22 protein-coding genes and 1 tRNA gene are annotated in these 26,619 nt (G+C 71.7%); 17 read left to right on the top strand and 6 right to left on the bottom strand.

Annotated elements, in window-relative coordinates:
* Positions 1 to 185 precede the first annotated feature (185 nt).
* Positions 186 to 1,709 carry a potassium/proton antiporter gene (locus tag ACWGE1_RS08455; RefSeq protein ID WP_453419828.1) on the bottom strand — a complete coding sequence of 508 codons (1,524 nt, stop codon included), beginning with the start codon at positions 1,707 to 1,709 and terminating at the stop codon, positions 186 to 188.
* Positions 1,710 to 1,924: 215 nt separating this feature from the next.
* On the opposite strand from ACWGE1_RS08455, the gene ACWGE1_RS08450 reads away from it, so the two are divergent.
* Positions 1,925 to 4,759 carry a penicillin acylase family protein gene (locus ACWGE1_RS08450; protein WP_453419782.1) on the top strand — a complete coding sequence of 945 codons (2,835 nt, stop codon included), beginning with the start codon at positions 1,925 to 1,927 and terminating at the stop codon, positions 4,757 to 4,759.
* Here ACWGE1_RS08450 and ACWGE1_RS08445 read toward each other — a convergent pair.
* Positions 4,756 to 5,373 carry a 5-formyltetrahydrofolate cyclo-ligase gene (locus tag ACWGE1_RS08445; protein WP_453419781.1) on the bottom strand — a complete coding sequence of 206 codons (618 nt, stop codon included), beginning with the start codon at positions 5,371 to 5,373 and terminating at the stop codon, positions 4,756 to 4,758. The two genes, ACWGE1_RS08450 and ACWGE1_RS08445, sit on opposite strands and share 4 nt — an antisense overlap.
* Positions 5,374 to 5,467: 94 nt before the next feature.
* On the opposite strand from ACWGE1_RS08445, the gene galU reads away from it, so the two are divergent.
* From galU to ACWGE1_RS08405, 8 genes are all read left to right on the top strand, one after another.
* Positions 5,468 to 6,370 carry a UTP--glucose-1-phosphate uridylyltransferase GalU gene (gene galU, locus ACWGE1_RS08440; RefSeq protein ID WP_453419780.1) on the top strand — a complete coding sequence of 301 codons (903 nt, stop codon included), beginning with the start codon at positions 5,468 to 5,470 and terminating at the stop codon, positions 6,368 to 6,370.
* Between the two features lie 4 nt (positions 6,371 to 6,374).
* Positions 6,375 to 7,721 carry a molybdotransferase-like divisome protein Glp gene (gene glp, locus ACWGE1_RS08435; RefSeq protein ID WP_453419779.1) on the top strand — a complete coding sequence of 449 codons (1,347 nt, stop codon included), beginning with the start codon at positions 6,375 to 6,377 and terminating at the stop codon, positions 7,719 to 7,721.
* Positions 7,722 to 7,794: 73 nt separating this feature from the next.
* Positions 7,795 to 8,274, top strand: coding sequence for a cyclic pyranopterin monophosphate synthase MoaC (gene moaC / locus ACWGE1_RS08430; protein ID WP_453419778.1), 480 nt, complete (start codon positions 7,795 to 7,797; stop codon positions 8,272 to 8,274).
* Complete coding sequence (locus ACWGE1_RS08425; RefSeq protein ID WP_453419777.1) at positions 8,271 to 8,849, top strand: MogA/MoaB family molybdenum cofactor biosynthesis protein; 579 nt, start codon at positions 8,271 to 8,273, stop codon at positions 8,847 to 8,849. The genes moaC and ACWGE1_RS08425 overlap by 4 nt, the downstream gene beginning before the upstream one ends.
* Positions 8,850 to 8,866: 17 nt before the next feature.
* Positions 8,867 to 9,502 (top strand): GNAT family N-acetyltransferase, encoded by a 636-nt coding sequence (locus tag ACWGE1_RS08420; protein WP_453419776.1) that lies wholly within the window; start codon positions 8,867 to 8,869, stop codon positions 9,500 to 9,502.
* A gap of 155 nt (positions 9,503 to 9,657) precedes the next feature.
* Positions 9,658 to 10,686: a divisome protein SepX/GlpR gene (gene sepX / locus ACWGE1_RS08415; protein ID WP_453419775.1), complete on the top strand. Its 1,029-nt coding sequence runs from the start codon at positions 9,658 to 9,660 to the stop codon at positions 10,684 to 10,686.
* A gap of 78 nt (positions 10,687 to 10,764) precedes the next feature.
* A tRNA-Ala gene (locus ACWGE1_RS08410) sits at positions 10,765 to 10,838 on the top strand.
* A 134-nt stretch (positions 10,839 to 10,972) separates the two neighbouring features.
* Entirely contained in the window at positions 10,973 to 12,094 is a 1,122-nt protein-coding gene (locus ACWGE1_RS08405) for a hypothetical protein (protein ID WP_453419774.1), read from the top strand.
* A gap of 24 nt (positions 12,095 to 12,118) precedes the next feature.
* Here ACWGE1_RS08405 and ACWGE1_RS08400 read toward each other — a convergent pair whose 3' ends face one another.
* A complete protein-coding gene (locus tag ACWGE1_RS08400; protein WP_453419773.1) occupies positions 12,119 to 12,649 on the bottom strand; it encodes a hypothetical protein in 531 nt (176 codons plus the stop codon).
* 83 nt (positions 12,650 to 12,732) lie between these two features.
* On the opposite strand from ACWGE1_RS08400, the gene ACWGE1_RS08395 reads away from it, so the two are divergent.
* Entirely contained in the window at positions 12,733 to 14,088 is a 1,356-nt protein-coding gene (locus ACWGE1_RS08395) for a CoA transferase (RefSeq protein ID WP_453419772.1), read from the top strand.
* A gap of 51 nt (positions 14,089 to 14,139) precedes the next feature.
* Here the strand turns inward: ACWGE1_RS08395 and ACWGE1_RS08390 are convergent, their stop codons facing one another.
* Positions 14,140 to 14,649, bottom strand: coding sequence for a GNAT family N-acetyltransferase (locus tag ACWGE1_RS08390; RefSeq protein WP_453419771.1), 510 nt, complete (start codon positions 14,647 to 14,649; stop codon positions 14,140 to 14,142).
* A gap of 38 nt (positions 14,650 to 14,687) precedes the next feature.
* Here ACWGE1_RS08390 and ACWGE1_RS08385 point away from each other — a divergent pair, with 38 nt between their 5' ends.
* Complete coding sequence (locus ACWGE1_RS08385) at positions 14,688 to 15,491, top strand: exodeoxyribonuclease III (protein WP_453419770.1); 804 nt, start codon at positions 14,688 to 14,690, stop codon at positions 15,489 to 15,491.
* Here the strand turns inward: ACWGE1_RS08385 and ACWGE1_RS08380 are convergent.
* Positions 15,473 to 16,168 (bottom strand): MerR family transcriptional regulator, encoded by a 696-nt coding sequence (locus ACWGE1_RS08380; protein ID WP_453419769.1) that lies wholly within the window; start codon positions 16,166 to 16,168, stop codon positions 15,473 to 15,475. The two genes, ACWGE1_RS08385 and ACWGE1_RS08380, sit on opposite strands and share 19 nt — an antisense overlap.
* Before the next feature lie 179 nt (positions 16,169 to 16,347).
* Between ACWGE1_RS08380 and ACWGE1_RS08375 the strand changes: the two genes are divergently transcribed.
* From ACWGE1_RS08375 to ACWGE1_RS08360, 4 genes are all read left to right on the top strand, one after another.
* Positions 16,348 to 18,027, top strand: coding sequence for a flavin-containing monooxygenase (locus ACWGE1_RS08375; RefSeq protein ID WP_453419827.1), 1,680 nt, complete (start codon positions 16,348 to 16,350; stop codon positions 18,025 to 18,027).
* Entirely contained in the window at positions 18,024 to 18,995 is a 972-nt protein-coding gene (locus ACWGE1_RS08370) for an alpha/beta fold hydrolase (protein ID WP_453419768.1), read from the top strand. Before ACWGE1_RS08375 ends, ACWGE1_RS08370 begins: the two co-directional genes overlap by 4 nt.
* Positions 18,992 to 19,876, top strand: a complete 885-nt coding sequence (locus tag ACWGE1_RS08365) for an SDR family oxidoreductase (protein WP_453419767.1) — start codon at positions 18,992 to 18,994, stop codon at positions 19,874 to 19,876. Before ACWGE1_RS08370 ends, ACWGE1_RS08365 begins: the two co-directional genes overlap by 4 nt.
* A 76-nt stretch (positions 19,877 to 19,952) precedes the next feature.
* Positions 19,953 to 20,132, top strand: a complete 180-nt coding sequence (locus tag ACWGE1_RS08360; protein ID WP_453419766.1) for a hypothetical protein — start codon at positions 19,953 to 19,955, stop codon at positions 20,130 to 20,132.
* Positions 20,133 to 20,238: 106 nt separating this feature from the next.
* On the opposite strand, the gene ACWGE1_RS08355 is transcribed toward ACWGE1_RS08360, so the two are convergent.
* Positions 20,239 to 23,520: a S41 family peptidase gene (locus ACWGE1_RS08355; RefSeq protein WP_453419765.1), complete on the bottom strand. Its 3,282-nt coding sequence runs from the start codon at positions 23,518 to 23,520 to the stop codon at positions 20,239 to 20,241.
* A 152-nt stretch (positions 23,521 to 23,672) separates the two neighbouring features.
* On the opposite strand from ACWGE1_RS08355, the gene ACWGE1_RS08350 reads away from it, so the two are divergent.
* The gene (locus ACWGE1_RS08350) at positions 23,673 to 24,263 is read left to right on the top strand and encodes a TetR/AcrR family transcriptional regulator (protein ID WP_453419764.1); all 591 of its coding nucleotides are present in this window, start codon (positions 23,673 to 23,675) and stop codon (positions 24,261 to 24,263) included.
* A 131-nt stretch (positions 24,264 to 24,394) separates the two neighbouring features.
* On the top strand, positions 24,395 to 26,596 hold the full coding sequence (locus ACWGE1_RS08345) for an MMPL family transporter (RefSeq protein WP_453419763.1): 2,202 nt from the start codon (positions 24,395 to 24,397) through the stop codon (positions 26,594 to 26,596).
* Positions 26,597 to 26,619 lie beyond the last annotated feature (23 nt).

Genomic DNA, 26,619 nt, shown 5'->3' with positions numbered 1-26,619 from the left:
GGTGTGCCTTCATCGTACAGGGAAACCCACTACCACGCCCTGTGAATTCGGCGACAGGGGGTGTCTTCACCTGGGATTAACGCCCGCTTCGCATGTAAAGAGCCCGGAAAAGCAAGCGAAAGCGGGCATATCTCCGTCAAATCGGTGAATTAGAACGCCGCTCTAAATCTCGATCCCGTGCCGCGCTAGCGCGAGACGGGTCCGCCGGTGCCCAGCCACCCCGCCAGCTTGCCGCCCCGGGCGACCGCCCGCAGCCGCGCCTCCGCCGCGTCCCGGACCGGGTCCGTGGCCACCACCAGCAGCTCGTCCCCGCGCCGCAGCACGGTCGACGGCGCCGGTACGAAGCTCTTCGCGTCCCGGACCACCAGCGTGACCGAGGCCCCCGGCGGCAGCCGCAGCTCGCTCACCTCCACGCCGTGCATCCGCGAGGCCGGCGGGATGGAGAAGGACAGCAGGTGCCCGCGCAGCTTCTCCAGCGGCGCCGACTCGATCCCGAGGTCGAAGGCGCCCTCGTCCCCGCCCCCGAGGTTCAGCTTGCGCGCCAGCCAGGGCAGGGTCGGCCCCTGGACCAGGGTGTAGACGACGACCAGCACGAAGACGATGTTGAAGACGCGGTCGCTGCCCTCGATCCCGGACACCATGGGGATGGTCGCCAGGATGATGGGCACGGCGCCGCGCAGGCCCGCCCACGACATCAGCGCCTGCTCCTGCCAGGAGATCCGGAAGGGCAGCAGGCTGATGAAGACCTCCAGGGGCCGCGCGACCATCGTCAGCACCAGTCCGATGATCACGGCGGGCCAGAAGTCGCGGACCAGCTCGTGCGGGGTGACCAGCAGGCCCAGCAGCACGAACATGCCGATCTGGGCGATCCAGCCGAGCCCGTCGGCGAATCCCCTGGTGGCCGGCCAGTGCGGGAGCTTCGCGTTCCCGAGCACCATCGCGGCCAGGTACACCGCGAGGAAGCCGGAGCCGTGCGCGATCGCGCCGGCCGCGTACGCCACGATGGCGATGGCCATCACGGCGATCGGGTAGAGGCCGGAGGCGGGCAGGGCCACGTGTCGCAGGCCGTAAGCGCCCAGGAAGCCCACGGTCAGGCCGATCGCGACGCCGATCGCCAGCTCCAGGGCGATCTTGCCGATCAGGACGTACCACTCGTCCACCGGGCCGACGGTCGAGAAGGCCACCACCAGGATGACGACGGGTGCGTCGTTGAATCCGGACTCGGCCTCCAGGACGCCCGTGATCCGGGAGGGCAGCGGGACCTTCCGCAGCACGGAGAAGACGGCCGCCGCATCGGTCGAGGAGACGACCGCGCCGATCAGCAGGGCCTGTCGCCATTCCAGGCCGACCAGGTAGTGCGCCCCCGCCGCCGTCACGCCCACGCTCACTGCCACGCCCACCAGGGAAAGCACGACCGCGGCCGGCAGGGCCGGCTTGATCTCTTTCCACTTCGTGCCCAGACCGCCCTCGGCGAGGATCACGACCAGCGCGGCATAGCCGATGACCTGGGTCAGCTCGGCATTGTCGAATACGACGTTGCCGATGCCGTCCTGGCCTATCGCGATGCCTATGCCGAGGTAGATGAGCAGGCTGGGGAGACCGCTGCGTGAAGAGATGCGTACCGCCGCGACAGCGACGAGCAGCACGAGCGAGCAGACCAGCAAAAGCTCATTGAGCGTGTGGACAGTCAGCGGGCGGCCCTCCTCAATGCGCCCGGCGGATCGATCCTCCCGGCGACAAGTTCGGCAAGTAGTTCGTTACCTTACCTAATCTTTGACGCGCCCTTTACGCGATAACCACATTGTGAAACGCCTGTTCCCCCCTGTCCTCAGCACCTCGACCCCTGGCGGATCAACGGAGGCGGTCGTACGCCTATGGTTGCTCCCAGTACTCCCAGGACCACCCTGCCCCTCTAAGGACAGCGATGCCCGCCAACGAAACCGCTCCTCCCGTCAAGAAGAAGGGACGACGCGCCCGTCTGATCGTGCTCGTCCTGGTCCTGGCGCTCTTCGCGGGCCTCGGCTACGGGGCGTACTGGAGCGTGGACAGCGTGCGCGCCTCCTTCCCCCAGACCACCGGCTCCCTCAAGGTGCCGGGCCTGACCGGGACCGTCGACGTGAAGCGCGATGCCCACGGAATTCCCCAGCTCTACGCGGACAACGACGACGACCTCTTCCGCGCGCAGGGCTTCGTGCACGCGCAGGACCGGTTCTGGGAGATGGACGTACGGCGTCACATGACGTCCGGGCGGCTCTCGGAGATGTTCGGCGCCGGCCAGGTCGAGACCGATGCCTTCCTGCGCACGCTGGGCTGGCGCCAGGTCGCGCAGGCCGAGTACGAGACCAAGCTCTCGCCCGAGACCAAGAAGTATCTCCAGGCATACGCCGACGGGGTCAACGCGTACCTGAAGGGGAAGTCCGGCAAGGACCTCTCCGTCGAGCACGCCGCCCTCAAGATCAGCGACGACTACCGGCCCGAGCAGTGGACGCCGGTGGACTCGGTGGCCTGGCTCAAGGCGATGGCCTGGGACCTGCGCGGCAACATGCAGGACGAGATCGACCGCGCGCTGATGGCGACGAAGCTCTCGCAGGCGCAGATCGACGAGCTCTACCCGCCGTACCCCTTCGACCGGAACAAGCCGATCGTCGAGGGCGGCAAGGTCGAGGGCGGCAAGTACACGCCCCAGGGCGCGGGCACCGGCTCGGGCGGCGCCGCCGCCGGATCCCAGCCCTCGGCCGCGGGCGGCATCGGGAACGGCGCCGGCACCGGCCTCGCCGGCAACGCCACCGCCCAGGGCGCGGCCGTGGGCCTGCGCACCCAGCTGACCGCCCTCGCCGACACCCTGGACAAGATCCCCGCGATCCTCGGCCCCAACGGCAGCGGCATCGGCTCGAACTCCTGGGTCGTCTCCGGCAAGTACACGACCACCGGCAAGCCGCTGCTCGCGAACGACCCGCACCTGTCCCCGCAGCTGCCCTCGCTCTGGTACCAGATGGGCCTGCACTGCCGCACGGTCTCGGCCCAGTGCCAGTACGACGTGGCCGGCTACACCTTCTCCGGCATGCCCGGCGTGGTCATAGGCCACAACACCGACATCGCCTGGGGCATGACCAACCTCGGCGCCGACGTCACCGACCTCTACCTGGAGCAGGTCAAGCCCGAGGGCTACGTCTACGACAACCGGGTGCTGCCCTTCACCGTCCGTGAAGAGGTCATCAAGATCGCGGGCGGCGACAGCAAGACGATCACCGTCCGCACCACCAACAACGGTCCGCTCGTCTCCGACCGCAGCGAGCAGCTCGGCACGGTCGGCACCCGGGCCCCCGTCGCCAGCGCCGCCCCGGACCGCGGTGACGGATACGCCGTGGCCCTGCGCTGGACGGCGCTGGACCCGGGCAAGTCCATGGATGCGGTCTTCAAGCTCGACCGGGCCAAGACCTTCGAGGACTTCCGCAAGGCGGCCGCCGACTTCGAGGTCCCCTCCCAGAACCTGATCTACGCCGACAACAAGGGCGCCGCGGGCAACATCGGCTACCAGGCCCCGGGCCGGATCCCGGTCCGCGGCCAGGGCGTCGACGGCCGGATGCCCGCCCCCGGCTGGGACTCCAAGTACGCCTGGAAGGGCACCAAGGACGGCAACGCCGGCTACATCCCGCAGAGCGAGATGCCCTGGGACTACAACCCGTCCCGCGGCTACATCGTCACCGCCAACCAGGCCGTCGTGGAGAGCGGGACCGGCGCGGGCAAGTACCCGTACCTGCTGACCACCGACTGGGGCTACGGCGCCCGCAGCCAGCGGATCAACGACCTCATCGAGGCGAAGATCAAGGACGGCGGCCGGATCTCGACCGACGACATGCGCACCATGCAGATGGACAACAGCAGCGAGATCGCCGCGCTGCTGACCCCGATGCTCTCGAAGATCGAGATCAACGACCCGGGCGTGCGCGCCGCGCAGAAGCTGCTGGACGGCTGGAACTACACGCAGGAGCCCGACTCGGCGGCCGCGGCCTACTTCAACGCGGTCTGGCGCAACATCCTCAAGCTGTCCTTCGGCGACAAGATGCCCAAGGAGCTGCGGATCGAGGGCAGCTGCATGAACGTCCTCGGCAACGGCACCGGCCCGGCCGACGACCTCGCCAAGACGGTCCGCGAGTGCGGCACCCGCGACGCGGACTCGGCTCAGCCCGACGGCGGAGACCGCTGGTTCGAGGTGGTCCGCCGCCTGGTCAAGGACGAGAAGTCGCCGTGGTGGAGCGCACCCGCCAAGGGCCTGAACAAGCCGGCCACCACCACCCGCGACGAGCTGTTCGCGCGGGCCATGGCGGACGCCCGCTGGGAGCTGACCGCCAAGCTCGGCAAGGACCAGTCCACCTGGAGCTGGGGTCGCCTGCACCAGCTGACGCTGAAGAACCAGACCATCGGCACCGAGGGGCCCGGCTTCATGCAGTGGCTCCTCAACCGCGGCCCGTGGAACCTGGGAGGCGGCGAGGCCACGGTCAACGCGACCGGCTGGAACGCCTCCAGCGGCTACGGGGTCACGTGGGTGCCGTCGATGCGGATGGTCGTGAACCTCAACGAGCTCGACAAGTCGCGCTGGATCAACCTGACGGGGGCCTCGGGGCACGCGTACAACGCGCACTACACGGACCAGACGACGATGTGGGCCAAGGGCGAGCTGCTGGAGTGGCCCTTCGGCAAGGACGCCGTCGAGAAGGCCACGGTCGACACCCTGACCCTCAAGCCCGAGGGTTCCTAGGGCCGGCTGAAGCGGCGCACCCCTGACGGGGTCGCCACCGCCTGAACGGGGTGGTCGTGCGGTTCCTCCGGGACCCGCGCGACCACCTCGTCGTCGTAGAGGAGCACGACCAGCGCGGGATGTGCCCCGGCGCGCTCCAGCCGCTCCAGCACACGGTCGTAACTGCCCCCGCCGCGGCCCAGCCGCATGCCGCGGCCGTCCACCGCCAGCCCGGGCAGCAGCACGGCGTCGGCCCCGGTGACCGCGTCCGGCCCGAGCGCGGGGGCGGTCGGCTCCAGCAGCCGCATCTTCCCGGGGTGGGCGGCCTCGGCGAGAGTGTCCGGGCCTTCGTACGCCGCCCAGTCGAGGTCGTTGTCGGGCAGCAGCAGGGGCAGCAGCACGCGTTTGCCGGCCGCGCGCAGGGCGTCGAGGAGCTCACGGGTGCCGGGTTCGGTGCCGATCGAGACGTACGCCGCCACCGTGCGGGCATCGGCAAGTTCGGGCAGTTCGAGGGCCCTGACGGCGAGTGCGCCGGCCGCCGTGCGGCAGGTTTCGGGGGACAGGGCCCGGCGTGCGGCGAGCAGTTCTCGGCGCAGTCCGGCCTTGGCGGAGGCGGTGGGCGGGTTCTCTGCCACGACGAAATCAAATATCCTTCCGAATTGGGGCATACACGTATCTACCTGCTGCGATCCAGTCTGGCGCTCTGCAGAACCCACTATCGTTCTGGCCATGACTATGTTGCACCCCGTGATCAAGAAGGCCGTGATTCCGGCCGCTGGCCTCGGTACTCGGTTCCTCCCGGCGACCAAGGCGACCCCGAAGGAAATGCTCCCGGTTGTGGACAAGCCGGCCATCCAGTACGTGGTCGAGGAGGCCGTCGGGGCCGGACTCGACGATGTCCTCATGATCACTGGGCGTAACAAGCGTGCCTTGGAAGACCACTTCGACCGCAACTACGAGTTGGAGTCGGCCCTCATCGCCAAGGGCGACGACGACCGGCTGAAGAAGGTCCAGGAATCCAGCGACCTGGCCACCATGCACTACGTCCGTCAGGGCGACCCCCGGGGCCTGGGCCACGCGGTGCTGTGCGCCGAACCGCACGTCGGCCGCGAGCCCTTCGCCGTCCTGCTCGGCGACGACCTCATCGACCCGCGCGACCCGCTGCTGCGTCAGATGGCCGACATCTACGCCCGCACCGGCGGCACCGTCATCGCGCTCATGGAGGTCGACCCGGCCAGCGTCCACCTCTACGGCTGCGCCGCCGTCGAGGCCACGGACGAGGAGGACGTGGTCCGCATCACCGGACTCGTCGAGAAGCCGGAGCCCGAGGACGCCCCCAGCAATTACGCGGTTATTGGACGCTACGTCCTCAACCCCGCGATCTTCGACATACTGCGGGAGACCGAGCCGGGCCGCGGTGGGGAGATCCAGCTCACCGACGCCCTGCAGAAGCTGGCCGCGGACGAGACCGTCGGCGGTCCGGTGCACGGCGTGGTCTTCCGGGGCCGTCGTTACGACACCGGGGACCGCGGCGACTACCTGCGGGCCATCGTCCGCCTCGCGTGCGAGCGCGAGGACCTGGGCCCCGAGTTCCGCACCTGGCTTCACCGTTACGTCACGGAGGAGATGTAGCACCTTGAGCAGTTCCGCACCGCAGGACACCGGCCACCGACTGTGGTCCGTGGACGAGCACCTCGCGGACGTCCTCTCGGCCGTCCGGCCGCTGGAGCCCATCGAGCTCCAACTGCTGGACGCCCAGGGCTGTGTCCTGGTCGAGGACGTGACCGTGCCCGTCGCCCTCCCGCCCTTCGACAACAGCTCCATGGACGGCTATGCCGTCCGCACGGCCGACGTCCAGGGTGCGAGCGAGGAGTTTCCCGCGGTGCTCACCGTCGTCGGGGACGTCGCGGCGGGCAGCGGTGAGCTGCCCACCGTGGGCCCCGGCGAGGCTGCCCGGATCATGACCGGCGCCCCGCTGCCGCCCGGCGCGGAAGCCGTCGTACCGGTCGAGTGGACCGACGGCGGTACGGGCGGCGGCGCGGCCGCCGGGATGACACCGGCCAGCGCCGCCCCCGAGCACGCGAGCGGCGAGGTACGGGTGCACCGCGCCGCCGAGGCACGGGCCCACGTCCGCGCGCGCGGCAGCGACGTACAGGCCGGTGACCTGGCGCTCGCGGCCGGCACGGTCCTCGGGCCCCCGCAGATCGCCCTGCTGGCCGCCATCGGGCGCGGCACCGTACGGGTGCGGCCGCGCCCCCGGGTGGTGGTCCTGTCCACCGGCAGCGAGCTGGTCCAGCCCGGCGAGGCGCTCACCGCGGGCACCATCTACGACTCCAACAGCTTCGCGCTGGCCGCGGCCGCGCGGGACGCCGGGGCCATCGCCTACCGGGTCGGGGCCGTCGCGGACGACGCCGACACCCTGCGCGCCACCATCGAGGACCAGCTGATCCGGGCCGACCTGCTGGTCACCACGGGCGGGGTCAGCGTCGGCGCGTACGACGTGGTCAAGGAGGCGCTGTCCTCGGTCGGCGCGGGCGACGCGGACGCCGAGGACGTGGCCGGGGGCGGGATCGACTTCCGCAAGCTCGCCATGCAGCCCGGCAAGCCGCAGGGCTTCGGCTCGATCGGCCCGGACCACACCCCGCTGCTGGCGCTGCCCGGCAACCCGGTGTCCTCGTACGTCTCCTTCGAGCTGTTCGTGCGCCCCGCGATCCGCACCCTCATGGGGCTGCCGGAGTCCGAGGTCCGGCGGCCGAGCGTGCGGGCGGTGCTGACGGCCGACAAGGCGCTGGGCTCCCCGGCCGGCCGCCGCCAGTTCCTGCGCGGCAAGTACGACGCCGAGAGCGGCACGGTCAGCCCGGTCGGCGGATCGGGCTCCCACCTGATCGCCGCGCTGGCGCACGCCGACTCCCTGATGGTCGTACCGGAGGATGTCACCTCGGTGGAGCCGGGGACGGAGCTGGAAGTGGTCCTGCTCAGCTGAAGCCGGGCCGGTGCGGGTAGCGTGTGTCGCACCACACAGGCTCCTCGCGGGCCCAGAGCGGAGCGGCGCAGCAATGAGTACCGAGAGCAGGCTCACCCACATCGACGAGGCCGGCGCGGCCCGGATGGTCGACGTGTCCGGGAAGGACGTCACCACCCGGACGGCGCGGGCCAGCGGGCGCGTCCTCGTCGCCCCGCGGGTGATTGAGCTGCTGCGCGGCGAGGGCGTTCCCAAGGGCGACGCCCTCGCCACCGCGCGGATCGCCGGGATCATGGGGGCGAAGAAGACCCCCGATCTGATCCCGCTGTGCCACCCGCTGGCCGTCTCGGGCGTGAAGGTGGACCTGACGGTCGCCGACGACGCCGTCGAGATCCTGGCCACCGTGAAGACCACCGACCGCACGGGCGTCGAGATGGAGGCACTGACCGCCGTCGCGGTGGCCGGCCTCACCGTGATCGACATGGTGAAGGCGGTCGACAAGGGCGCGGTCATCACGGACGTCCGGGTGGAGGAGAAGACCGGCGGCAAGTCCGGCGACTGGGCGCGCTCGTGAACGCCCCGCGCGGCGGCGAGGTGCACAGCCACCTCGCCACGGCCGACGGGGCCGCGGCGCCCGCACCGGCGGTGGGCCGGGCCCTGGTCGTCACGGCCTCGAACCGGGCCTCGCAGGGCGTGTACGCGGACAAGGGCGGCCCGCTGCTGGCCGAGGCGCTGGAGAAGCTCGGCTTCGCGGTGGACGGCCCGCAGGTCGTCCCGGACGGCGATCCCGTGGAGCAGGCGCTGCGCGCGGGCGTGGCCGCCGGGTACGACGTCATCCTGACCACCGGCGGCACCGGCATCTCGCCGACCGACCGCACCCCGGACGCCACCGCGCGGGTGCTGGACTACGAGATCCCGGGCATCCCGCAGGCCATCCGCGCCGAAGGCCTGGCGAAGGTGCCGACCGCGGCCCTGTCCCGGGGCCTCGCGGGCGTGGCCGGGCACACCCTCATCGTCAACCTCCCCGGCTCGACGGGCGGGGTGCGCGACGGCCTCGCCGTCCTGTCCCGCGTCCTGCCGCACGCGGTGGACCAGATCCGCGGCGGCGACCATCCCAGACCGGCGGCACCCTCCGGGAGCGCGAGCTGAACGGCCCCTCCTGGCCGGTGGTCCTGGCGGACGGCGATGTCACGCTCCGGCCGATAAAGCTGCGGGACCAGAAGGCCTGGCGCGAGGTCAACCGGCGCAACCGAGACTGGCTCCGGCCATGGGAGGCCACGATTCCGCCGCCCGCGCCGTGGGGGCCGGTGATCCAGCGGCCGACGTACCGCCAGATGGTCCGCCACCTGCGGGCGGAGGCGAACGCGGGCCGGATGCTGCCCTTCGTCATCGAGTACCAGGGCCGGCTCGTGGGCCAGCTGACGGTCGCCGGGATCACGTGGGGCTCCATGTGCGCGGGCCACATCGGCTACTGGGTGGACCGCGAGGTGGCGGGCCGCGGTGTGATGCCCACGGCGGTCGCGCTGGCGGTGGACCACTGCTTCGGGAAGGTCGGCCTGCACCGGATCGAGGTGTGCATCCGCCCCGAGAACATTCCGAGCCGGCGCGTCGTGGAGAAGCTGGGTCTGCGCGAGGAGGGGCTGCGGCCGCGCTATCTGCACATCGACGGGGCCTGGCGCGACCACCTCGTCTACGCGGTCACGGTGGAGGAGGTGCCGGAGGGGCTGCTGCGCCGCTGGCACCGGGCGCGGCACGCGCAGTCCCCGCCGAAAAACGGGGGCAGCCGTCCCGAGCAGCGATAAACGAATATCTGTTCGAATTAATGGCCTCGGGTAACCGATTCGCCCATAACCTGATCCGAAGAATCACAAAAAAAGTCCGTGATATCAGCGAGATCGTGCGACACACCGGCCCAATTGGCCGATCCCCTCGGCCGCGCCCCTCTACGGTGTGAGGTGTGAGCAGCAGCGGCCTCATCTACGCAGTCATTGTCGGGGCCTGGGCCGCCTACTTGGTGCCCATGTGGCTCCGGAGGCAGGACGAGCTGAACGAAGCCCGTCCGACGGAACGCTTCTCCACTGCCATTCGGCTGCTTTCCGGCCGGGCGGGAATGGAGCGCCGTTACGCCAAGGGGCTGCGTGAGCGCGGTGACGAGCAGGCGGAGCCCCAGCCCCACGCGGACCCGGACGCCGCGACGGAAATGGTTGATTCCGTCGACGTCGACGCCCGGGCCTTTGTCGTGCCCCCGACCAGGGCGGAGCCGAGACCGGCCATTGCCGAACGGGAGCAGCGCGCGGAGCGGGCCCGGCGCGAACAGCGCCTCCAGGTCCTCGCCCGCCGCCGGCGCACGACCGCGCTCCTCTTCCTGGTCTTCACCCTCGGCGCGGTCGTCGCCGCGGTGGGGGGTCTGCGCTACCTGTGGGCGCCCGCCGTGCCCGCCCTCCTGCTGAGCACGTACATCGTGCACCTGCGGGTCCAGGAGCGACGGCGCTACGAATTCACCATGGACCGGCGGCGCGCCGAGGCGGCCGCCCGGCAGCTGCGCGAGAACCGCCCGAGCCGCCGTGAGCCCGAGGCGGCGTCCGGTGCCGAACCGGATCCTGCGCCACCGGTTTCCCCGCAGGAAGCCGGACGGCGCGCACTCGTCGAGCAGACCGACCACGCCGAGTGGGTGGACCAGCAGCGCGAGCGCGAACGCGGCCCCGCCCGTGGTGACAGCTGGGAGCCGGTCCCGGTCCCGCTGCCGACGTACGTGACGGCGCCGGTGGCCCCCCGCGCCACGGGCCCGGCGGCCCCGGACGCCTGGAGCGCGACCCGCTCCAGCACGGCCGAGCCGACGGAACCCCGCCTGCGCGCCCAGCCCGGACCGCCCCAGTCGGACCCGAAGCCCCAGACCGCCCCGCGTCCGCGCGGCCAGGGCAAGGGCCGCACCCCGCTGTTCGACCAGTACGAGGGCGAGGACCGCCCGCGCGCCGCGAACGAGTGATCGGTGACCTGCACGGACGCTCCGGGATATCGGTTTTGGAGCACCCGCGCGGGGATGCTAATGTTTCACACGTCGCAAGGGCCTGTGGCGCAGTCTGGTAGCGCACCTCGTTCGCATCGAGGGGGTCTGGGGTTCAAATCCCCACAGGTCCACAGACGACAGTTCGCGAGTAGCTCTCGTGAACGTCACGAGATCCCGTCCGGTCGGAAGACCGGGCGGGATCTCGGCGTTTCCGGGGCCGACCCTAGGATGACCGGCGAATGATCATCCAACGGGGAGAAGAACTGTGCCAGTTGCATGGCAGCACGAAGCGGCCCAACTCCGGGACGCGGCCATCTTCATAGGACTGCCGGACCCGACGCTGTGGTCCGGGCCGCCCGTCCGGGAGAGCGGGATCGCCGCCTGGATGGAGCAGGTCAAGTTCTTCACCACGATCGAGATCGACTCCGTCCTCACCGTGCACAGCCGCTCGGGCAACGCCTTCGAGCTGTACGGGAAGGGACGCAACTTCCTGAACCCGGTACGGCTGGCGCGCTACGCGCCGTACGCGATCGAGGCGCAGAGCGCCGAGGAGAACCCGGAGATCCTCGCCCGGGCGCGCACCGCGTGGCGGGAGTACGTGGACGGCATCGCGCGGCGCATCGGCGCTCCCGTCCGGGTGACGCAGGACGACTCCGAGGTGCCGGAGGCCGTCTGGCGTCCCGGGGGCGAGGAGGGCCCGCACCTGCGGCTGTGGATGAACCGCTCGTACGGACTGGACCCGGACGGCCCGCTGTTCACCAAGGTCCCCGGCCGCGTGCTGGTCCGCCTGGACGCGCACGCCCCGCAGGACATGGCCGGCGTCACGCCGCGGCCGCTCACCGGGGTCAACGACCTGCCGGAGTGGATTCCTGACTGGTACCAGGAGTACGCGGTCGAGCAGGCGCGGCTCGAATTCGAGACCCCGGACGACGAGGACCGCCTGATCGAAAGGATCAAGCACGTACTGGGCGGCGCGATCAGGACCGGCGGATCCCTCCACGAGTACCTCGGCCGGCTGGCCACCACTGCGGTCGAAGCCCGGCCGGACACCGACTCGTACCTCTGGCAGCACACCTTCGAGCACCCCGACGCCCCGCAGGGCCGCCTTCCCGCGATCCACATGGCGCACGTGATCAGCGTCCTCGCGAACCAGGAGAAGGCCGGATCGGCCCGCATCCAGGAGACCGTGGAACCGGGCCTCACCCTCCACTACTACGACCTGTTCGACCCGCGGATGCAGAACGCGCTGGCCGTCACGGGGCGGGAGGCATGCGCGCTGTGGAAGCCGGTCCGCTCCTCGTACGAGCAGTCCATCACGGGCAAGTCCTACCTCATCACCCCCCAGGACGTCCTGGACCGCATGAGGGCCGCCGCCGGGATCGAGTGAGCGGGCCCGCGTGCCGTTTGCCGGTCACCGGCTGTGTTCCAGGACGAGCCGGCGGAGCTCGGCGGCCGAGTCGGCGGCGAGCCGGTAGATGCCCTGGACGCTGACGGAGTGGACCAGTTCGCCGTCCACGACGTGCTTGAGGGTGCGTTCACCGCGGCGGGAGGTGTACGTGAGCCGTCCCAGCAGATCGGCCGGGACGGCCACGCCGAATCCCAGCGCGGAACCGGGCGGTCCGAGCAGCACCTCGGTGACGCAGCCCGCCTTCAGCACCCGCCAGTCCAGCAGTTTCGCGTAGTCGTCGTCGTGGAGCTCGGCCCCGGCATCCCCGTAGGGGATGATCCGCGACACCTCCATGGCACCCAGCACGTGGAGCCGCTTGCGGAAGGCCCGGACGGGGAAGACGGTGTCACCGGGCCGGACGCCGGCCCGCACGAAACTCGGCAGCGACTGGTGCGGGCCTCCGAACAGCATCGTGAGGCGCCGGCCGGCACAACCGGTGCGTTCGAGCTCCCGGCACAGATCGTTGGTCCACAAGGTCGTATAGGAGTTCGGCACAGCAGAACCGTAGGGGCGCCCACTGACAAGAGGTCAGCAGCCCGGGCGGGAGCGGCGGGAGGCGGCTGGGCAAAGATGCGTTCATGACGATCAGTTGGGAACGCGACATCGGGACGGCCCAGGCGTGGGAGGCGATCGGGGGCCCACCGGACCTCGTCGAACGGGTCCGGTACGTCGGAACCGGCGATCTCGGGGCAGGGCCGCTGCCGGTACGGGAGCTGGCGCGCGCCACCGTCGGGGTCTGCGGACTGGCGGCGGGGGAGCTCGCCGCACTGCGGGCCGGGGGTACGGCGGGGGACGCCTCTTCCCTCGTCGTGGACGAGGGGGCGGTGGCCACGGCCTTCGTCAGTGAACGTCACCTCCGGGTCTCCGGCCGGGCCCCGGTGACGTTCGCTCCGCTGTCCGGCTTCTGGCAGGCGGCCGATGGCTGGGTACGCACGCACGCCAACTATCCGCACCACGAGGCCGCGCTGGTACGGGCGTTGCGGCTGCCCTCCGCGACGCCGGAGGCGGTACGCGCCGCGGTCGCGGGGCGCGGCGCCCTCGAGGTGCAGGAGCTCGTGTACGGGGAGGGCGGACTCGCCGTCGCCGTGGCACGGGACTACGGGGAGCCGCAGCCGCTGGTGGAGCCCGTACGGGTGACAGGGGTGCGGGGACGGACCCTCGGCGATGCCCCGGTCGCCCGGCCCGCCACGGGGGTGCGGGTACTGGATCTGACCCGGGTCATCGCCGGGCCCGTCGCGACGCGGACGCTCGGGCTGCTGGGGGCGGACGTACTGCGGATCGACTCGCCGCGGCTGCCCGAGGCGGACGACGCGTACGCGGACACCGGCTTCGGGAAGCGGTCGGTGCTGCTGGACCTGGCGGAGGCGGCGGACCGGAAGGTCTTCGAGGGCCTGCTCGCCGAGGCCGACGTGGTGGTGACGGGGTACCGGCCGGGCGCGCTGGAGCCGTACGGGCTCGGGGCGCGGCAGCTGCTGGAGCGGTGGCCGGGGCTGGTGGTGGCCGAGCTGTGCGCGTGGGGGTGGCGGGCGGCCGGGCCGTGGGCGGGGCGCCGGGGGTTCGACTCGCTGGTGCAGGCGGGGTACGGGATCGCCGCCGCGTGTGCCGGGCCCGACGGGAGGCCCGGGGCGCTGCCGGCGCAGGCGCTGGACCACGGGACGGGGTACCTGATGGCGGCCGGTGTGCTGAGGGCGCTGGCGGAGGGGGGCGGGCGGGGGCTGCGGTTCTCCCTCGCCGGGACGGGGTCGTGGCTGGTGCGGGGACTGGGTGCCGGGGCCGGTGCCGGGGCGGCGGCTTCGGGGTACGCGGCGGAGCCGTGGCTCAGGGAGACCGGGTCGGGGTACGGGGTGCTGCGGCACGCCGCCAGTCCCTTCGGGGAGTGGCGGGCGGGTCCGTCCCGGTGGGGGACGGACCGCGCCGTCTGGCTCCCGCGGTAGGGGGCGCGTGCGGCGCCGTTGCCGGGGGCGCCGCCCCCGGACCTTCGCGCCTCACACGCCGGCGGGGCCGGACGCGAGGGGTTTCGCCATGCAGCGGCTGGAGTCGTAGTGGCGGTAGTGGCCGAATTTCGCGGACAGGGTGTAGCCCGAGGAGAGGTAGAGGGCGATCGCCTCCGGCTGCTGGTCGCCCGTTTCGAGGACCATGCGGTGGCGGCCCGCCGCGTGGGCGTCGGCCTCCAGGACCGCCAGGATGCGGCGGGCCAGGCCCCGGCCGCGGGCCTCGGGGACGACGTACATGCGCTTCAGCTCCGCGTCGCCGTCCGCGTAGCCCTCGTCGTTCTCGTCCTGCCGGCGCCAGCCGCCGCTCGCCACCGGGGCGCCCGCGGCGTCGTACGCCAGCAGGTACAGGCCCTGCGGCGGGATGAACATCGCGGGGTCCAGGAAGGTGGCGTCGCCCTCACCGTCGTACCGCTCCTGGTACTCCAGCTGGACCTGGTCGTTGAGTTTGACCGCGTCCGGGTGGTCGTACGGCACGGTGCGGAGGTCTATCCGGTGAGACATCCGAACATCGTACGGAACCATCCCGCTATGGTGCTGGGATGCTCACTGTGACCTCCGTGAATGTGAATGGGATTCGGGCCGCTGCCAAGAAGGGCTTCGGGGCGTGGCTCGAGGGATCCGACGCCGATGTGGTCTGCCTGCAGGAGGTACGGGCCGAGGAGGGGCAGATTCCGGAGGACGTCCGGACCCCCGCGGGCTGGCACACCGTCTTCGCGCCGGCCGCCGCCAAGGGGCGGGCCGGGGTCGCGCTCTACACGCGGCGCGAGCCGGAGCGGGTGCAGGTCGGATTCGGCAGTGCGGAGTTCGACGACAGCGGGCGGTACCTGGAGATCGATCTGCCGGGTGTGACCGTGGCCAGCCTCTACCTGCCCTCGGGCGAGGCCGGGACGGAGAAGCAGGACGAGAAGTACCGGTTCATGGGGGAGTTCCTGACGTACCTGGCGGCGCTGAAGGAGCGGGCCGCGGCCGACGGCCGCGAGGTCGTGGTGTGCGGTGACTGGAACATCTGCCACCAGGAGGCGGACCTCAAGAACTGGAAGACGAACCGGAAGAACGCGGGCTTCCTCCCCGAGGAGCGGGAGTGGCTCGGCAAGGTGTACTCGGAGGCGGGCTACGTCGACGTGGTGCGTGAGCTGCACCCGGACGCCGAGGGGCCGTACTCCTGGTGGTCCTACCGGGGGCGGGCCTTCGACAACGACGCCGGCTGGCGGATCGACCTCCAGGTGGTGACGCCCGGGCTGGCGGCAAAGGCCGTGAAGGCCTTCGTGGAGCGGGCCGAGACGCACCCCGAGCGCTGGTCCGACCACGCGCCCGTGACCGTCGTCTACGAGCTGGGTGCCTGATCGGATCCGGTGCCGGAGGCCAGCAGGCGGTCCATCGCCATCGTCAGCTCGGCCTCGACCACGCTCTTCGCCAGCGGGCGCAGCCGGGTGAGCGCGTCCTGTGAGATGTGGGCCGATATCAGCTCGGTGAAGAGCAGGGCCATCGCGTCCGCGTGCTCGCGGACGCGGCGGCCGGTCTCCAGGACCGCCGCCAGCGGGACGCCCTCGCGCACCAGGGCCGAGGAGACGTCCAGCAGGCGGCGGCTGACGTGCACGATCGCGTCGCCGTCGACGGCGAGGTAGCCGAGGTCCAGGGAGGCCGCCAGGTTCTCCGGGGTGACCTCGCCCTCGAAGTAGTCGGCCAGTGCCTCCGGGGTGAGCCGGACCGGCGTCTCCTCGGACCAGCCGATGCCGAGCAGCTCGCCGAGCTGGCTCACGTCGCGGCCGCTCTCGAAGGCGGCGGTCAGCTCGGCGATGCCGCCGAGGGTGTGGCCGCGCTCCAGCAGGGCGGCGATGGTGCGCAGCCGGGCCAGGTGGTGGTCGTCGTACCAGGCGATCCGGCCCTCGCGGCGGGGCGGCGGGAGCAGCTTGCGCTCGCGGTAGAAGCGCAGGGTGCGGACCGGTATGCCGGCCGCTTCGGCCAGTTCCTCCGTGCGGTACTCGCGCACCGTCTTCGCTCGCGTCTCTTCCTTCTCCACAGACGCACCTTATGGCGTACCGGCAGTAACTTTCCGGGTCCGACCCCTACCCATGAGTACGGGGCTGCTCTACCCTCCCGATTGTGCCAGTGATTGCTGGCAATGTTTCGATGGTGTGTGGCGTGGGCGTGAGCGTGGCTGGGACTGCGATGGAGCGGAAGGCGGCGGGCATGGACGGCATGGGCGAGCGCGAGGGGCGCGAGCGGGGCGAGCACGTACGGGTGGCGGTGATCGGGTCCGGATTCGGCGGACTCGGGGCCGCCGTGCGGCTGCGGCGCGAGGGGATCACGGACTTCGTCGTCCTGGAGCGCGCCGACTCGGTCGGGGGCACCTGGCGCGACAACAGCTATCCGGGATGCGCCTGCGACGTCCCGTCGCACCTGTACTCCTTCTCCTTCGCGCCGAATCCGGACTGGCCGCGGACCTTCTCCGGGCAGCCCGTCATCCGGGAGTACCTGGAGCACGTCGCGGACACCTTCGGGCTGCGCCGGCACATCCGGCTCGATTCCGAGGTCCTGATGATGCGCTGGGACACGGACGGGCTGCGCTGGGAGATCGAGACCTCCGCCGGACCGCTGACCGCCGACGTGGTGGTCTCGGCGACCGGCCCGCTGTCCGAGCCGAAGCTGCCGGAGGTGCCGGGCCTCGCCGGGTTCCCCGGCAAGGTCTTCCACTCCGCGCGCTGGGACCACGACTACGACCTCGGCGGCAAGCGTGTCGCCATGATCGGTACGGGCGCCTCCGCGATCCAGATAGTGCCCGCCATCGCCCCCGACGTGGAGCGCCTGACGCTCTTCCAGCGGACCCCGCCGTGGGTGATGCCGCGCACCGACCGGGCGATCTCCGCGGTGGAGCGCTGGCTGCACCGGCAGCTGCCCTTCACCCGCGCCGCGCGCCGGGGGCTGCTGTGGGGCATCCGGGAGCTCCAGGTCAGCGCCTTCACCAAGCGGCCGAACCAGCTCGGACTCATCGAGGCGCTCGCGAAGGCCAACATGGCCCGGTCGATCAAGGACCCGGCCCTGCGCGCCAGGCTGACGCCCTCCTACCGGATCGGCTGCAAGCGGATCCTGCTCTCCAGCGAGTACTACCCGGCGCTCGCGCGGCCCAATGTGGACCTGGTCGCCTCCGGGCTGAAGGAGATCCGGGGCTCGGTCCTGGTCGCGGCCGACGGGACCGAGACCGAGGTCGACGCGATCATCTTCGGTACGGGCTTCCACGTCACGGACATGCCGATCGCCGATCGGGTGGTGGGCGCGGAGGGCAAGACCCTCGCGGACGAGTGGAAGGACGGGATGCAGTCGCTGCGCGGGGCGACCGCGGCCGGCTTCCCCAACTGGATGACGATCATCGGCCCCAACACCGGGCTCGGGAACAGCTCGATGATCCTCATGATCGAGTCGCAGCTGAACTACATGGCCGACTACCTGCGGCAGCTCGGCATGCTGGGCGGGAAGGTCGCGCTGGCCGCGCGCCCCTCCGCCGTGAACAAGTGGAATCGCCAGGTCCAGGCCCGGATGGAGCGGACGGTGTGGAACACCGGAGGCTGCACCAGCTGGTACCTCGACGCGCAGGGCCGCAACACGACGGTCTGGCCGGGCACGACCGGCGAGTTCCGCCGCGAGACGCTCAGCGTCGATCTGGCCGAGTACGAGGTCGTTCGCGTCCCGGACCGCGAGCGGGTCCCGGCCCTCGTGACGGCCGCCGCCGTGCCGAAGCCGCGTCGCTCCCGCGGGGGCTCGGCGGGGTCGGGTGCGGCGCCGCTGCCGGGGGCCCTGCCCGCGGACCCCCGCGCCTCGAACGCCGGCGAGGCCGGAATTGCCGGCGGGGCCGGCGCCGACGCGGCGGAGGGCGCCGCGTGAGCCGCCCGACGCACGTCGTCTCCGGGCCCTACGCCCCGCCCGCCGCGCGGCGCGAGCTCGTCGCCGTCTCCGCCGACGGGGCCCGCCTGCACGTCGAGGTCCACGGGGACGAGGGCGCGCCGACCGTGGTGCTGGCCCACGGCTGGACCTGTTCCACCGCCTTCTGGGCCGCGCAGATACGGGCCCTGGCGGCCACCCACCGGGTCGTCGCCTACGACCAGCGCGGGCACGGGCGCAGCCCCGCCGCCCGGACGCACAGCACCACCGCGCTCGCCGACGACCTCGTGGCGGTCCTTGAGGCCGTGCTCGCCCCCGGGGAGCGGGCGGTCGTCGCCGGGCACTCCATGGGCGGCATGACGATCATGGCGGCGGCGGGCCGGCCGGAGTTCGGCCGGCGGGCCGCGGCGGCGCTGCTGTGCAGCACCGGCAGCTCCCGGCTGGTCGCAGAGGCGCAGGTCCTGCCGGTGCGTGCCGGGCGTGCGCGGACCCGTATCACCGGCGCGGTCCTCGGCTCCCGCGCCCCCCTCGGGCCCGTCACGCCCGTCGCCAGGAAAGTCCTGAAGTACGCCACCATGGGCCCCGGTTCCGCACCGGACAAGGTCGAGGCGTGCGCCCGCATTGTCCACGCCTGCCCCACCGGGGTGCGCCACGCGTGGTCCCGGGTGCTGGCCGGACTGGACCTCGACGCGGACGTCACCCGACTTGCCGTGCCCACCGCCGTCATCGGCGGCACGGCCGACCGGCTCACCCCGATCGTGCACGCCCGCGGGCTCGCCGCCGCGCTGCCGGACTGCGTGGGCCTGACCGAGCTCACCGGCATGGGGCACATGACCCCGATCGAGGCCCCCGAAGCCGTCACCGCTGTCCTGCGCGAGCTGGCCGGGCGGTATCTCGACACCACCGGGGCCGACACCACCGAGGCCGGCACCACCGAGGCCGGCACCGCCGAGAAGGAGAAGACGCCGTGAGTGCTCGCAGGAGTCTGGAAGGCCAGGTCGCCGTCGTCACCGGCGCCGCCCGCGGGGTCGGCGAGCTGCTCGCGCGCAAGCTGTCGGCCCGGGGCGCGAGGATCGCCCTCGTCGGTCTGGAGCCGGAGGCGCTCAAGGCCGTCGCCGAGCGGCTGCACACCGACAGCGACCACTGGTACGCCGACGTCACCGACCACGAGGCCATGGCCCGGGTCGCCGAGGAGGTCAAGCAGCGCTTCGGCAAGGTGGACATCGTCGTCGCCAACGCGGGCGTGGCCGCCGGCGGACCGTTCGCCGACTCGGACCCCGAGGCCTGGCGCCGGGTGATCGAGGTCAACCTGATCGGCGGGGCCGTCACCGCGCGCGCCTTCCTGCCCGTACTGACGGAGAGCCGCGGCTACTTCCTCCAGATCGCCTCGCTCGCCGCGATCACCCCGGCGCCGATGATGACCGCCTACTGCGCCTCCAAGTCCGGGGTCGAGGCATTCGCGCACTGCCTGCGCGCGGAGGTCGGCTACAAGGGGGTCAAGGTCGGCGTCGGCTACCTCTCCTGGACCGACACGGACATGGTGCGCGGCGCCGACCAGGACGAGGTCATGCGGGAGTTGCGCCAGCGGCTGCCGTGGCCGGCGAACCGCACGTACCCGCTCGGGCCGGCCGTGGACCGGATCGTCGCGGGCATCGAGCGGCGCTCGCCGCACGTGTACGCGCAGTGGTGGCTGCGCGGCATGCAGGGGATGCGCGGCTACCTGCCCGGGCTGATCGCGACGGTCGGGCAGCGCGACATGAAGCGCTTCGAGCCGCGCCTGGGCGGCGTGTCCAAGGGGCTCGTCGGCGCCGGCGGGGCCGCGGACGAGAGGGAGCGCACACAGAGTCACTGATCGAAATGCGACCTTTGTCCGCTCGTGCAAGTCTGGTCGAGGCCCAACCACCAACACCCCTCATGGAGTGAACAGCATGGGTATCAAGGACCAGTTCCAGGACAAGGCGCAGGAGCTCAAGGAGAAGGCCCAGAAGGGGCAGAAGCAGCCCGGCAAGGGCCCGCAGGACGAGAAGTCCCGGCGGAGCCCGCAGCCGAAGGACTCGCCGCAGCGGTCCTTCGACGACATCCGGGACGAGCTCGACGACCGGACCTAGGCACCTGGCCCGACCGATACCGGGCCCGCACACAGCGCCGAAGGGGCGCGATCCCCGATCAGGGATCGCGCCCCTTCGTGCGACCTCGGGCCTCAGGGCCAGGGCCTCAGGACCTCGGGGGAAGCTTCGGACGGCGCCGGTCCGGTACGTCCGTGTAGCCGGGCGGCACCGCGGCCGGGTCCTGTTCCAGCAGTTCCAGCGCCAGGTGCACGGCGTCGTCGAGTTGGGCGTGCCGCCCCTCGGCCCAGTCGAGCGGGGTGCGCTGGATCTCCAGGTCCGGCTCCACGCCGTGGTTCTCCACCGACCAGCCGTACTCCGGGAACCAGGCGGCATTCATCGGCACCGTGATCACCGTGCCGTCCCCGAGGGTGTGGCGGCCGGTCATGCCGACCACGCCGCCCCAGGTGCGCAGGCCCACCACCGGGCCCAGGCCCAGCAGTTTGAAGGCCGCGGTGATCATGTCCCCGTCCGAGGAGGTCGCCTCGTCGGCCAGCGCCACGATCGGCCCGCGGGGCGCGTTGGAGGCGTAACTGACCGGCTGGGCGCCCCGGGTGAGGTCCCAGCCGAGGATGGAACGGGTCAGCTTCTCCACCACCAGCTCGCTGATGTGCCCGCCCGCGTTGCCGCGTACGTCCACGATCAGCGCGGGCCGGGACATCTCCATCCGCAGGTCGCGGTTGAACTGCGCCCACCCCGAGCCGCCCATGTCGGGGATGTGGAGGTAGCCGCACCGGCCGCCGCTGATCTCCCGGACCGCCTCGCGCCGCTTGGACACCCAGTCCTGGTAGCGCAGCGGCCGTTCGTCGATCAGCGGCACGATGGCGACCCGGCGGGCCCGGCCCTCGCCCGCCGCGGGCTGGAAGGTCAGCTCCACCGTGGTGCCGCCGGCCGCCGCCAGCAGCGGGTAGGGCCCGGCCACCGGGTCCACCGGGCGCCCGTCCACGTGGGTGAGCACCGCGCCCTCGCGGATGCCGGTGCCGGCCAGCGGGGAGCGGGCCTTGGAGTCCGAGGACTCGCCGGGCAGGATCCGGCTGACCACCCATTCCCCGTCCCGGGGGAAGAGGTTGGCGCCGAGCAGGCCGATCGCCCGCTGGTAGTGCGGGGGCCCTTCGTTGCGGCGCGCGGGGGAGACGTAGGCGTGCGAGGTGCCCAGTTCGCCGAGGACCTCGCGCATCAGGTCGGCGAACTCGTCGGGTGAGGCGACCCGTTCGACCAGGGAGCGGTACTGGGCGAGGATCCCGTCCCAGTCGATGCCGCACATCTTCGGCTCCCAGAAGTACGCGCGGATGATCCGCCCGGCCTCCTCGTACGCCTGGCGCCACTCGGCCGCCGGGTCCACCTCGTGCAGGATGCGCCGCAGGTCCAGGTAGACGGTCGAGTCGCTGTCGCCGGACTCGGTCGCCGGTACCGCGCGCAGGTCCCCGTCGTCGTTGATCACGAGCCGGGTGCCGTCGCCGCTGACCGCGAACCAGTCCAGCCCCGAGGCGAGTTCCGTCTTGCGCGCCTTGGTGAGGTCGAAGTGCTCCAGCGTCGGCTTGCCGCTGATGTCGGCCGGATTGGCGAAGGTCTCGCCGAGCGCGCCCGAGATCGGCCAGCGCAGCCACACCAGCCCGCCGCCGTGCACCGGGTACAGGGCCGAGTACTTGGACGCGGTCACCGGGAACGGAGTGACCCGGCTCTCCAGCCCCTCCACCTCGACGGTCACGGCGCCGTCGGCCTCGCCCGAGTCGCCCTCCGCCAGGTCGAGTCCCCCGGCCGCGGGCCGTCCCTCGGCGGACAGCGCGAAGGGGGAGGGGGTCGCGGAGGACAGCGGCACCAGGTACGGGCGGCAGCCCAGCGGGAAGGACAGGTCGCCGGTGTGCACGTCGTAGACCGGGTCGAAGCCGCGCCAGGACAGGAAGGCCAGGTAGCGCCCGTCCCGGGTGAAGACCGGATTCTCGTCCTCGAAGCGGCCGTTGGTGACGTCGACGACGGTGCGGGCGCCGGGGCCGGAGATCCGGGCCATCTTGATCTGCCGCAGGGAACGCCCGATGCCCGGATGCGACCAGGTCAGCCAGGCGCCGTCGGGGGAGAAGGCGAGGTCGGTGACCGGGCCGTTGATGGACCGGATCAGCTCGGTGACCTCGCCGTTGGACTCCTCGGTGGCGTCGATGAGGAGCAGCCGGCCGTCGTTGGACGCGATGGCGAGCCGCTCGCCGTCCGGGTCCGAGAGCAGCTCGGTGACCCGCCCCAGCTCGCCCGAGGCCAGCCGGCGCGGCTCCCGTTCGCCGGAGGCCCGCGGCAGGTAGGCGATCTCGATCGCGTCCTCGCCCTCGGCGTCGGTGATGTAGGCGACCTGGCCGCCGCTGCCGAGCATCTCCGGGAGCCGTACCCGCACGCCCGCGGTGTCGGCGATGGTCCGGGCCGGGCCGTCGCGGTGGGTCAGCCAGTAGAGGCTGCCGCGCACCACGACCGCGCTGGCGCGCCCGGTGGCGTCCACGGAGAGCGAGTCGACGTGGCTGGCGGCCGGCACCTGGTACGTGCGCCGGCCGGCGCGCGGGCCGCCGAGGCGGACGTCGAGCTTGCGCGGGACGGCGTCGGGGGCCAGGGACTCGACGAGCCAGAGGTCCCCGGCGCACTGGTAGACGACGCGGGAGCCGTCGCTGGAGGCGTGCCGGGCGTAGAACTCCTCGTGATCGGTGTGGCGGCGCAGGCCGGTGCCGTCGGGCAGGCAGGAGTACAGGTTGCCGATGCCCTCGTGGTCGGAGAGGAAGGCGATCCTGCCGTCCACGAACATCGGGGAGTCGAGGTGGCCCTCGATGTCCTCCAGCAGCCGCTGTCCGTGCAGCCACAGCCGGCCGGTGGCGCCGCCGCGGTAGCGCTTCCAGGCGGCGGGCTCGTGCGGGGGCTTGCCGGTGAGCAGCAGGGAGTGCCGTTCGCCTTCCTCGGTGGCGTGCACCTGGATGTCGGAGACGGGGCCCCAGGGCAGGCGGCCGCCGGGGCTGCCGTCGGTCGGGAGGGTGTAGGCCCAGGCGAAGTAGGAGAAGGGCTGGCTGTGCGAGGACACGGCCAGGATGTCGCTGCGGCCGTCCTCGTCGGGCGGGGTCCAGCCGCACACGCGGGTGTCGAGGGCGCCCCAGTGGCTCAGCTGGCGGGCGGGGCCGCCGTCGACGGGGGCGAGGTGGATCTCGGGGTCGAGGCTGCGCCAGGTGGTGAAGGCGATGTGCTTGCCGTCGGGGGAGAAGCGCGGGTGGCCGACGCGGGTCCGGTCGACGGTGATGCGCCAGGCCCGTCCGGGGGTCTGGCCGTCGGGGACCAGCGGGGCGACCCAGAGGTCGTCCTCGGTGGCGAAGCAGAGGAGGTCGTCGTGCAGGTGCGGGAACCGGAGGTACGCGACGTCGTGACTCACCCCCCAATGCTTTCCGCGTAGGGGGGCCCTGGCAACTCGTACAGGTGATCCATGCCACTCCTCCAAGCGAAACGGAACGGTTTCGTTTCGCTTGGGGTGGGGGTATCGTCTTAAGCGTACGGAACAGTTTCGCTTCGATGGGAGGCACGGACATGACCGAGGCGATGGCGGCTCGGCGTAGCCGGATCACCCCCGAGCGGCAGGCCGAACTGCACGAGGCGGTCCTCGACCTCCTGCGTGACGTCGGCTACGAGGCGCTGACCATGGACGCGGTCGCCGCCCGTACGAAGTCCAGCAAGGCCACCCTCTACCGCCAGTGGGGGAGCAAGCCGGAGCTGGTCGCCAAGGCCCTGCGATGCACGCAGCCCGTCTCGCTGCGGGAAATCGACACGGGCAGCCTGCGCGGGGACTTCGCGCTCATGGTGGAGCACTCCGACGACGCGCAGATGGCCAAGGACACCGCGCTGATGCGGGGTCTGGCCCATGCGGTCCACGAGAGCCCGGAACTCCACAAGGCACTGCGTGACCTGCTGGTCGACCCGGAGATCACCGGACTGCAGGTGATGCTGCAGCGCGCGGTGGACCGGGGCGAGATCCGCCCGGACTGTCCGGCGCTCGACTTCGTACCGCACATGCTCATCGGGGCGTTCATCGCGCTCCCGCTGATCGAGGACCGCCCGGTGGACCGGGCCTTCCTCGGTGACTTCATCGACGCCGTGGTCTTCCCCGCCCTCGGCGTCTGACTCCCCGGTCCGCCCGTCCCCTGCACCACCTCCTTGCTGCTCCTGACACGCCGCTCTCGTCGTCGGGCCGGCTCCTCATGCCCTGATCCGATCCGGATCCATCCCACGACCTGAACGGGAGAACCACCGACGTGGCTACCTTCCTCTACCGACTCGGCAGAGGCGCCTTCCGGCGCCGCGGTCTCGTCGCCCTCCTCTGGGTGGCACTGCTGTTCGCCGCCGGCTTCGGCGCCGCCTCGGCGGCCGCGCCCACCTCCGGCTCGTTCTCGATACCCGGTTCGGAGGCCCAGAAGGCCTTCGACCTGCTGGACGAGCGCTTCCCGGGCATGGCCGCCGACGGCGCCACCGCCCGCATCGTCATCAAGGCCCCCGAAGGCGCCAAGGTCACCGACCCCGGCCCCAAGGCCGAGGTCCAGAAGATCGTCTCGAGTCTGAAGACCGGGCCGGGCGCGGCCGAGATCTCCTCCGTCGCCGACCCGTACGAGGTCCAGGCCGTGAGCCAGGACGGCTCCACCGCCTACATCAGCGCCAAGTACACCGTCAGCGGCATGGAGCTGAAGGACGACACCCGCGAGGCGCTCAAGGACTCGGGCACGGCGGCCAAGGCCGCCGGGCTGAACGTCCAGATCGGCGGCGACGCGCTGATGGCGGCCCCCGAGACGGGCTCCGGCGAGATCATCGGCATCGCGGTCGCCGCGATCGTCCTCGTCATCACCTTCGGCTCGCTGGTCGCCGCCGGTCTGCCGCTGCTGACCGCGATCATCGGCGTGGGCATCGGCGTCTCCTCCATCACCGCGCTCGCCAACGTGCTGGACCTCGGCAACACCACCGCCACCCTCGCGACGATGATCGGCCTCGCGGTCGGCATCGACTACGCCCTCTTCATCGTCTCCCGCTACCGCGTGGAGCTCGCCGAGGGCCGCGAGCGGGACGAGGCCGCCGGCCGCGCCGTCGGAACTGCCGGCTCCGCCGTCGTCTTCGCCGGTCTGACCGTGGTCATCGCCCTGGTGGGCCTGGCCGTCGTCAACCTCCCCATGCTGACCAAGATGGGCTTCGCGGCCGCGGGCACCGTGGTCATCGCCGTGCTCGTCGCGCTGACCCTGGTCCCGGCCATCCTCGGCTTCGCGGGCAAGAAGGTGCTGCCCGCGGGCGAGAAGAGCCGCCTGTTCGGCAAGGCCAAGCCGGCGGGTGCCGAGAAGAAGGCCAACGGCGGTACCCGCTGGGCCCGCTTCGTCCTGCGCCGCCCCGTCATGGTGCTGCTGGCCGGTGTGATCGGCCTCGGCGTCATCGCCATCCCGGCGAGCAAGCTGGAGATGGGCCTGCCGGACGACGGCGCCCAGCCGGTCTCCACCACTCAGCGGCAGGCGTACGACCTGCTGTCCGACGGCTTCGGCCCGGGCTTCAACGGTCCGCTGATGGTGGTCGTGGACGGCGACAAGGCGCTGGCCGACTCCACCGTCGACCGGATCAAGGGCCTGGACGGGGTCGTCGCGGTCACCCCGCCGACCCTCAACAAGGCCGGCGACGCCGCGGTGATCACCGTCATCCCGAAGGACCGCCCGTCCTCCGTCCAGACCGAGGACCTGGTCCACGAGATCCGCGAAGGCAGCGGGGACGACGTCCTCGTCACCGGCGCCACCGCGATGAACATCGACTTCTCGCAGAAGATGAACGACGCGCTGCTGCCCTACCTGGCGCTCGTGGTCGGCCTGGCCTTCCTGCTGCTGATGCTCGTCTTCCGCTCGATCCTCGTTCCGCTCAAGGCGGCCCTCGGCTTCCTGCTCTCGGTCGTCGCCGCGCTCGGTGCGGTCGTCGCGGTCTTCCAGTGGGGCTGGCTCGGCTCGGTCTTCGGGGTGGAGCAGACCGGTCCGATCATGTCGATGATGCCGATCTTCATGGTGGGCGTCGTCTTCGGTCTGGCCATGGACTACGAGGTCTTCCTCGTCACCCGCATGCGTGAGGCGTACGTCCACGGCGAGCGTCCGGGCCAGGCCGTGGTCACCGGCTTCCAGTACAGCGCGCGGGTCGTCGTGGCCGCCGCCATCATCATGATCGCGGTGTTCGCGGGCTTCATCGGGGCCAGCGAGCAGATGGTCAAGATGATCGGCTTCGGTCTGGCCGTCGCCGTCTTCTTCGACGCCTTCGTGGTCCGCATGGCGATCGTCCCGGCGGTGCTCGCACTGCTCGGGCACAAGGCCTGGTGGCTGCCGAAGTGGCTGGACCGCCTGCTGCCGAACGTGGACGTGGAGGGCGAGAGCCTGCGCCAGCACCTGGAGAAGTCCTCGAAGTCCCCGGAGGGTCCGGACAAGGACCGCGAGCTGGTCAACGCCTGACCCGGACGGCCCCTGCGGCCGAC

The sequence above is a fragment of the Streptomyces sp. NPDC054932 genome (assembly GCF_053610205.1).
This window is presented reverse-complemented; position numbering and strand designations above follow the sequence as displayed.

Excerpts from the sequence above, each read along its gene's own strand:
- ACWGE1_RS08350 (WP_453419764.1), top strand. The coding sequence starts at position 23,673 with ATGACCGAGGCGATGGCGGCTCGGCGTAGCCGGATCACCCCCGAGCGG.
- ACWGE1_RS08375 (WP_453419827.1), top strand. The coding sequence starts at position 16,348 with ATGGGCGAGCGCGAGGGGCGCGAGCGGGGCGAGCACGTACGGGTGGCG.
- ACWGE1_RS08385 (WP_453419770.1), top strand. The coding sequence starts at position 14,688 with ATGCTCACTGTGACCTCCGTGAATGTGAATGGGATTCGGGCCGCTGCC.
- ACWGE1_RS08450 (WP_453419782.1), top strand. The coding sequence starts at position 1,925 with ATGCCCGCCAACGAAACCGCTCCTCCCGTCAAGAAGAAGGGACGACGC.
- moaC (WP_453419778.1), top strand. The coding sequence starts at position 7,795 with ATGAGTACCGAGAGCAGGCTCACCCACATCGACGAGGCCGGCGCGGCC.
- ACWGE1_RS08360 (WP_453419766.1), top strand. The coding sequence starts at position 19,953 with ATGGGTATCAAGGACCAGTTCCAGGACAAGGCGCAGGAGCTCAAGGAG.
- ACWGE1_RS08395 (WP_453419772.1), top strand. The coding sequence starts at position 12,733 with ATGACGATCAGTTGGGAACGCGACATCGGGACGGCCCAGGCGTGGGAG.
- galU (WP_453419780.1), top strand. The coding sequence starts at position 5,468 with ATGACTATGTTGCACCCCGTGATCAAGAAGGCCGTGATTCCGGCCGCT.
- ACWGE1_RS08390 (WP_453419771.1), bottom strand. The coding sequence starts at position 14,649 with ATGTCTCACCGGATAGACCTCCGCACCGTGCCGTACGACCACCCGGAC.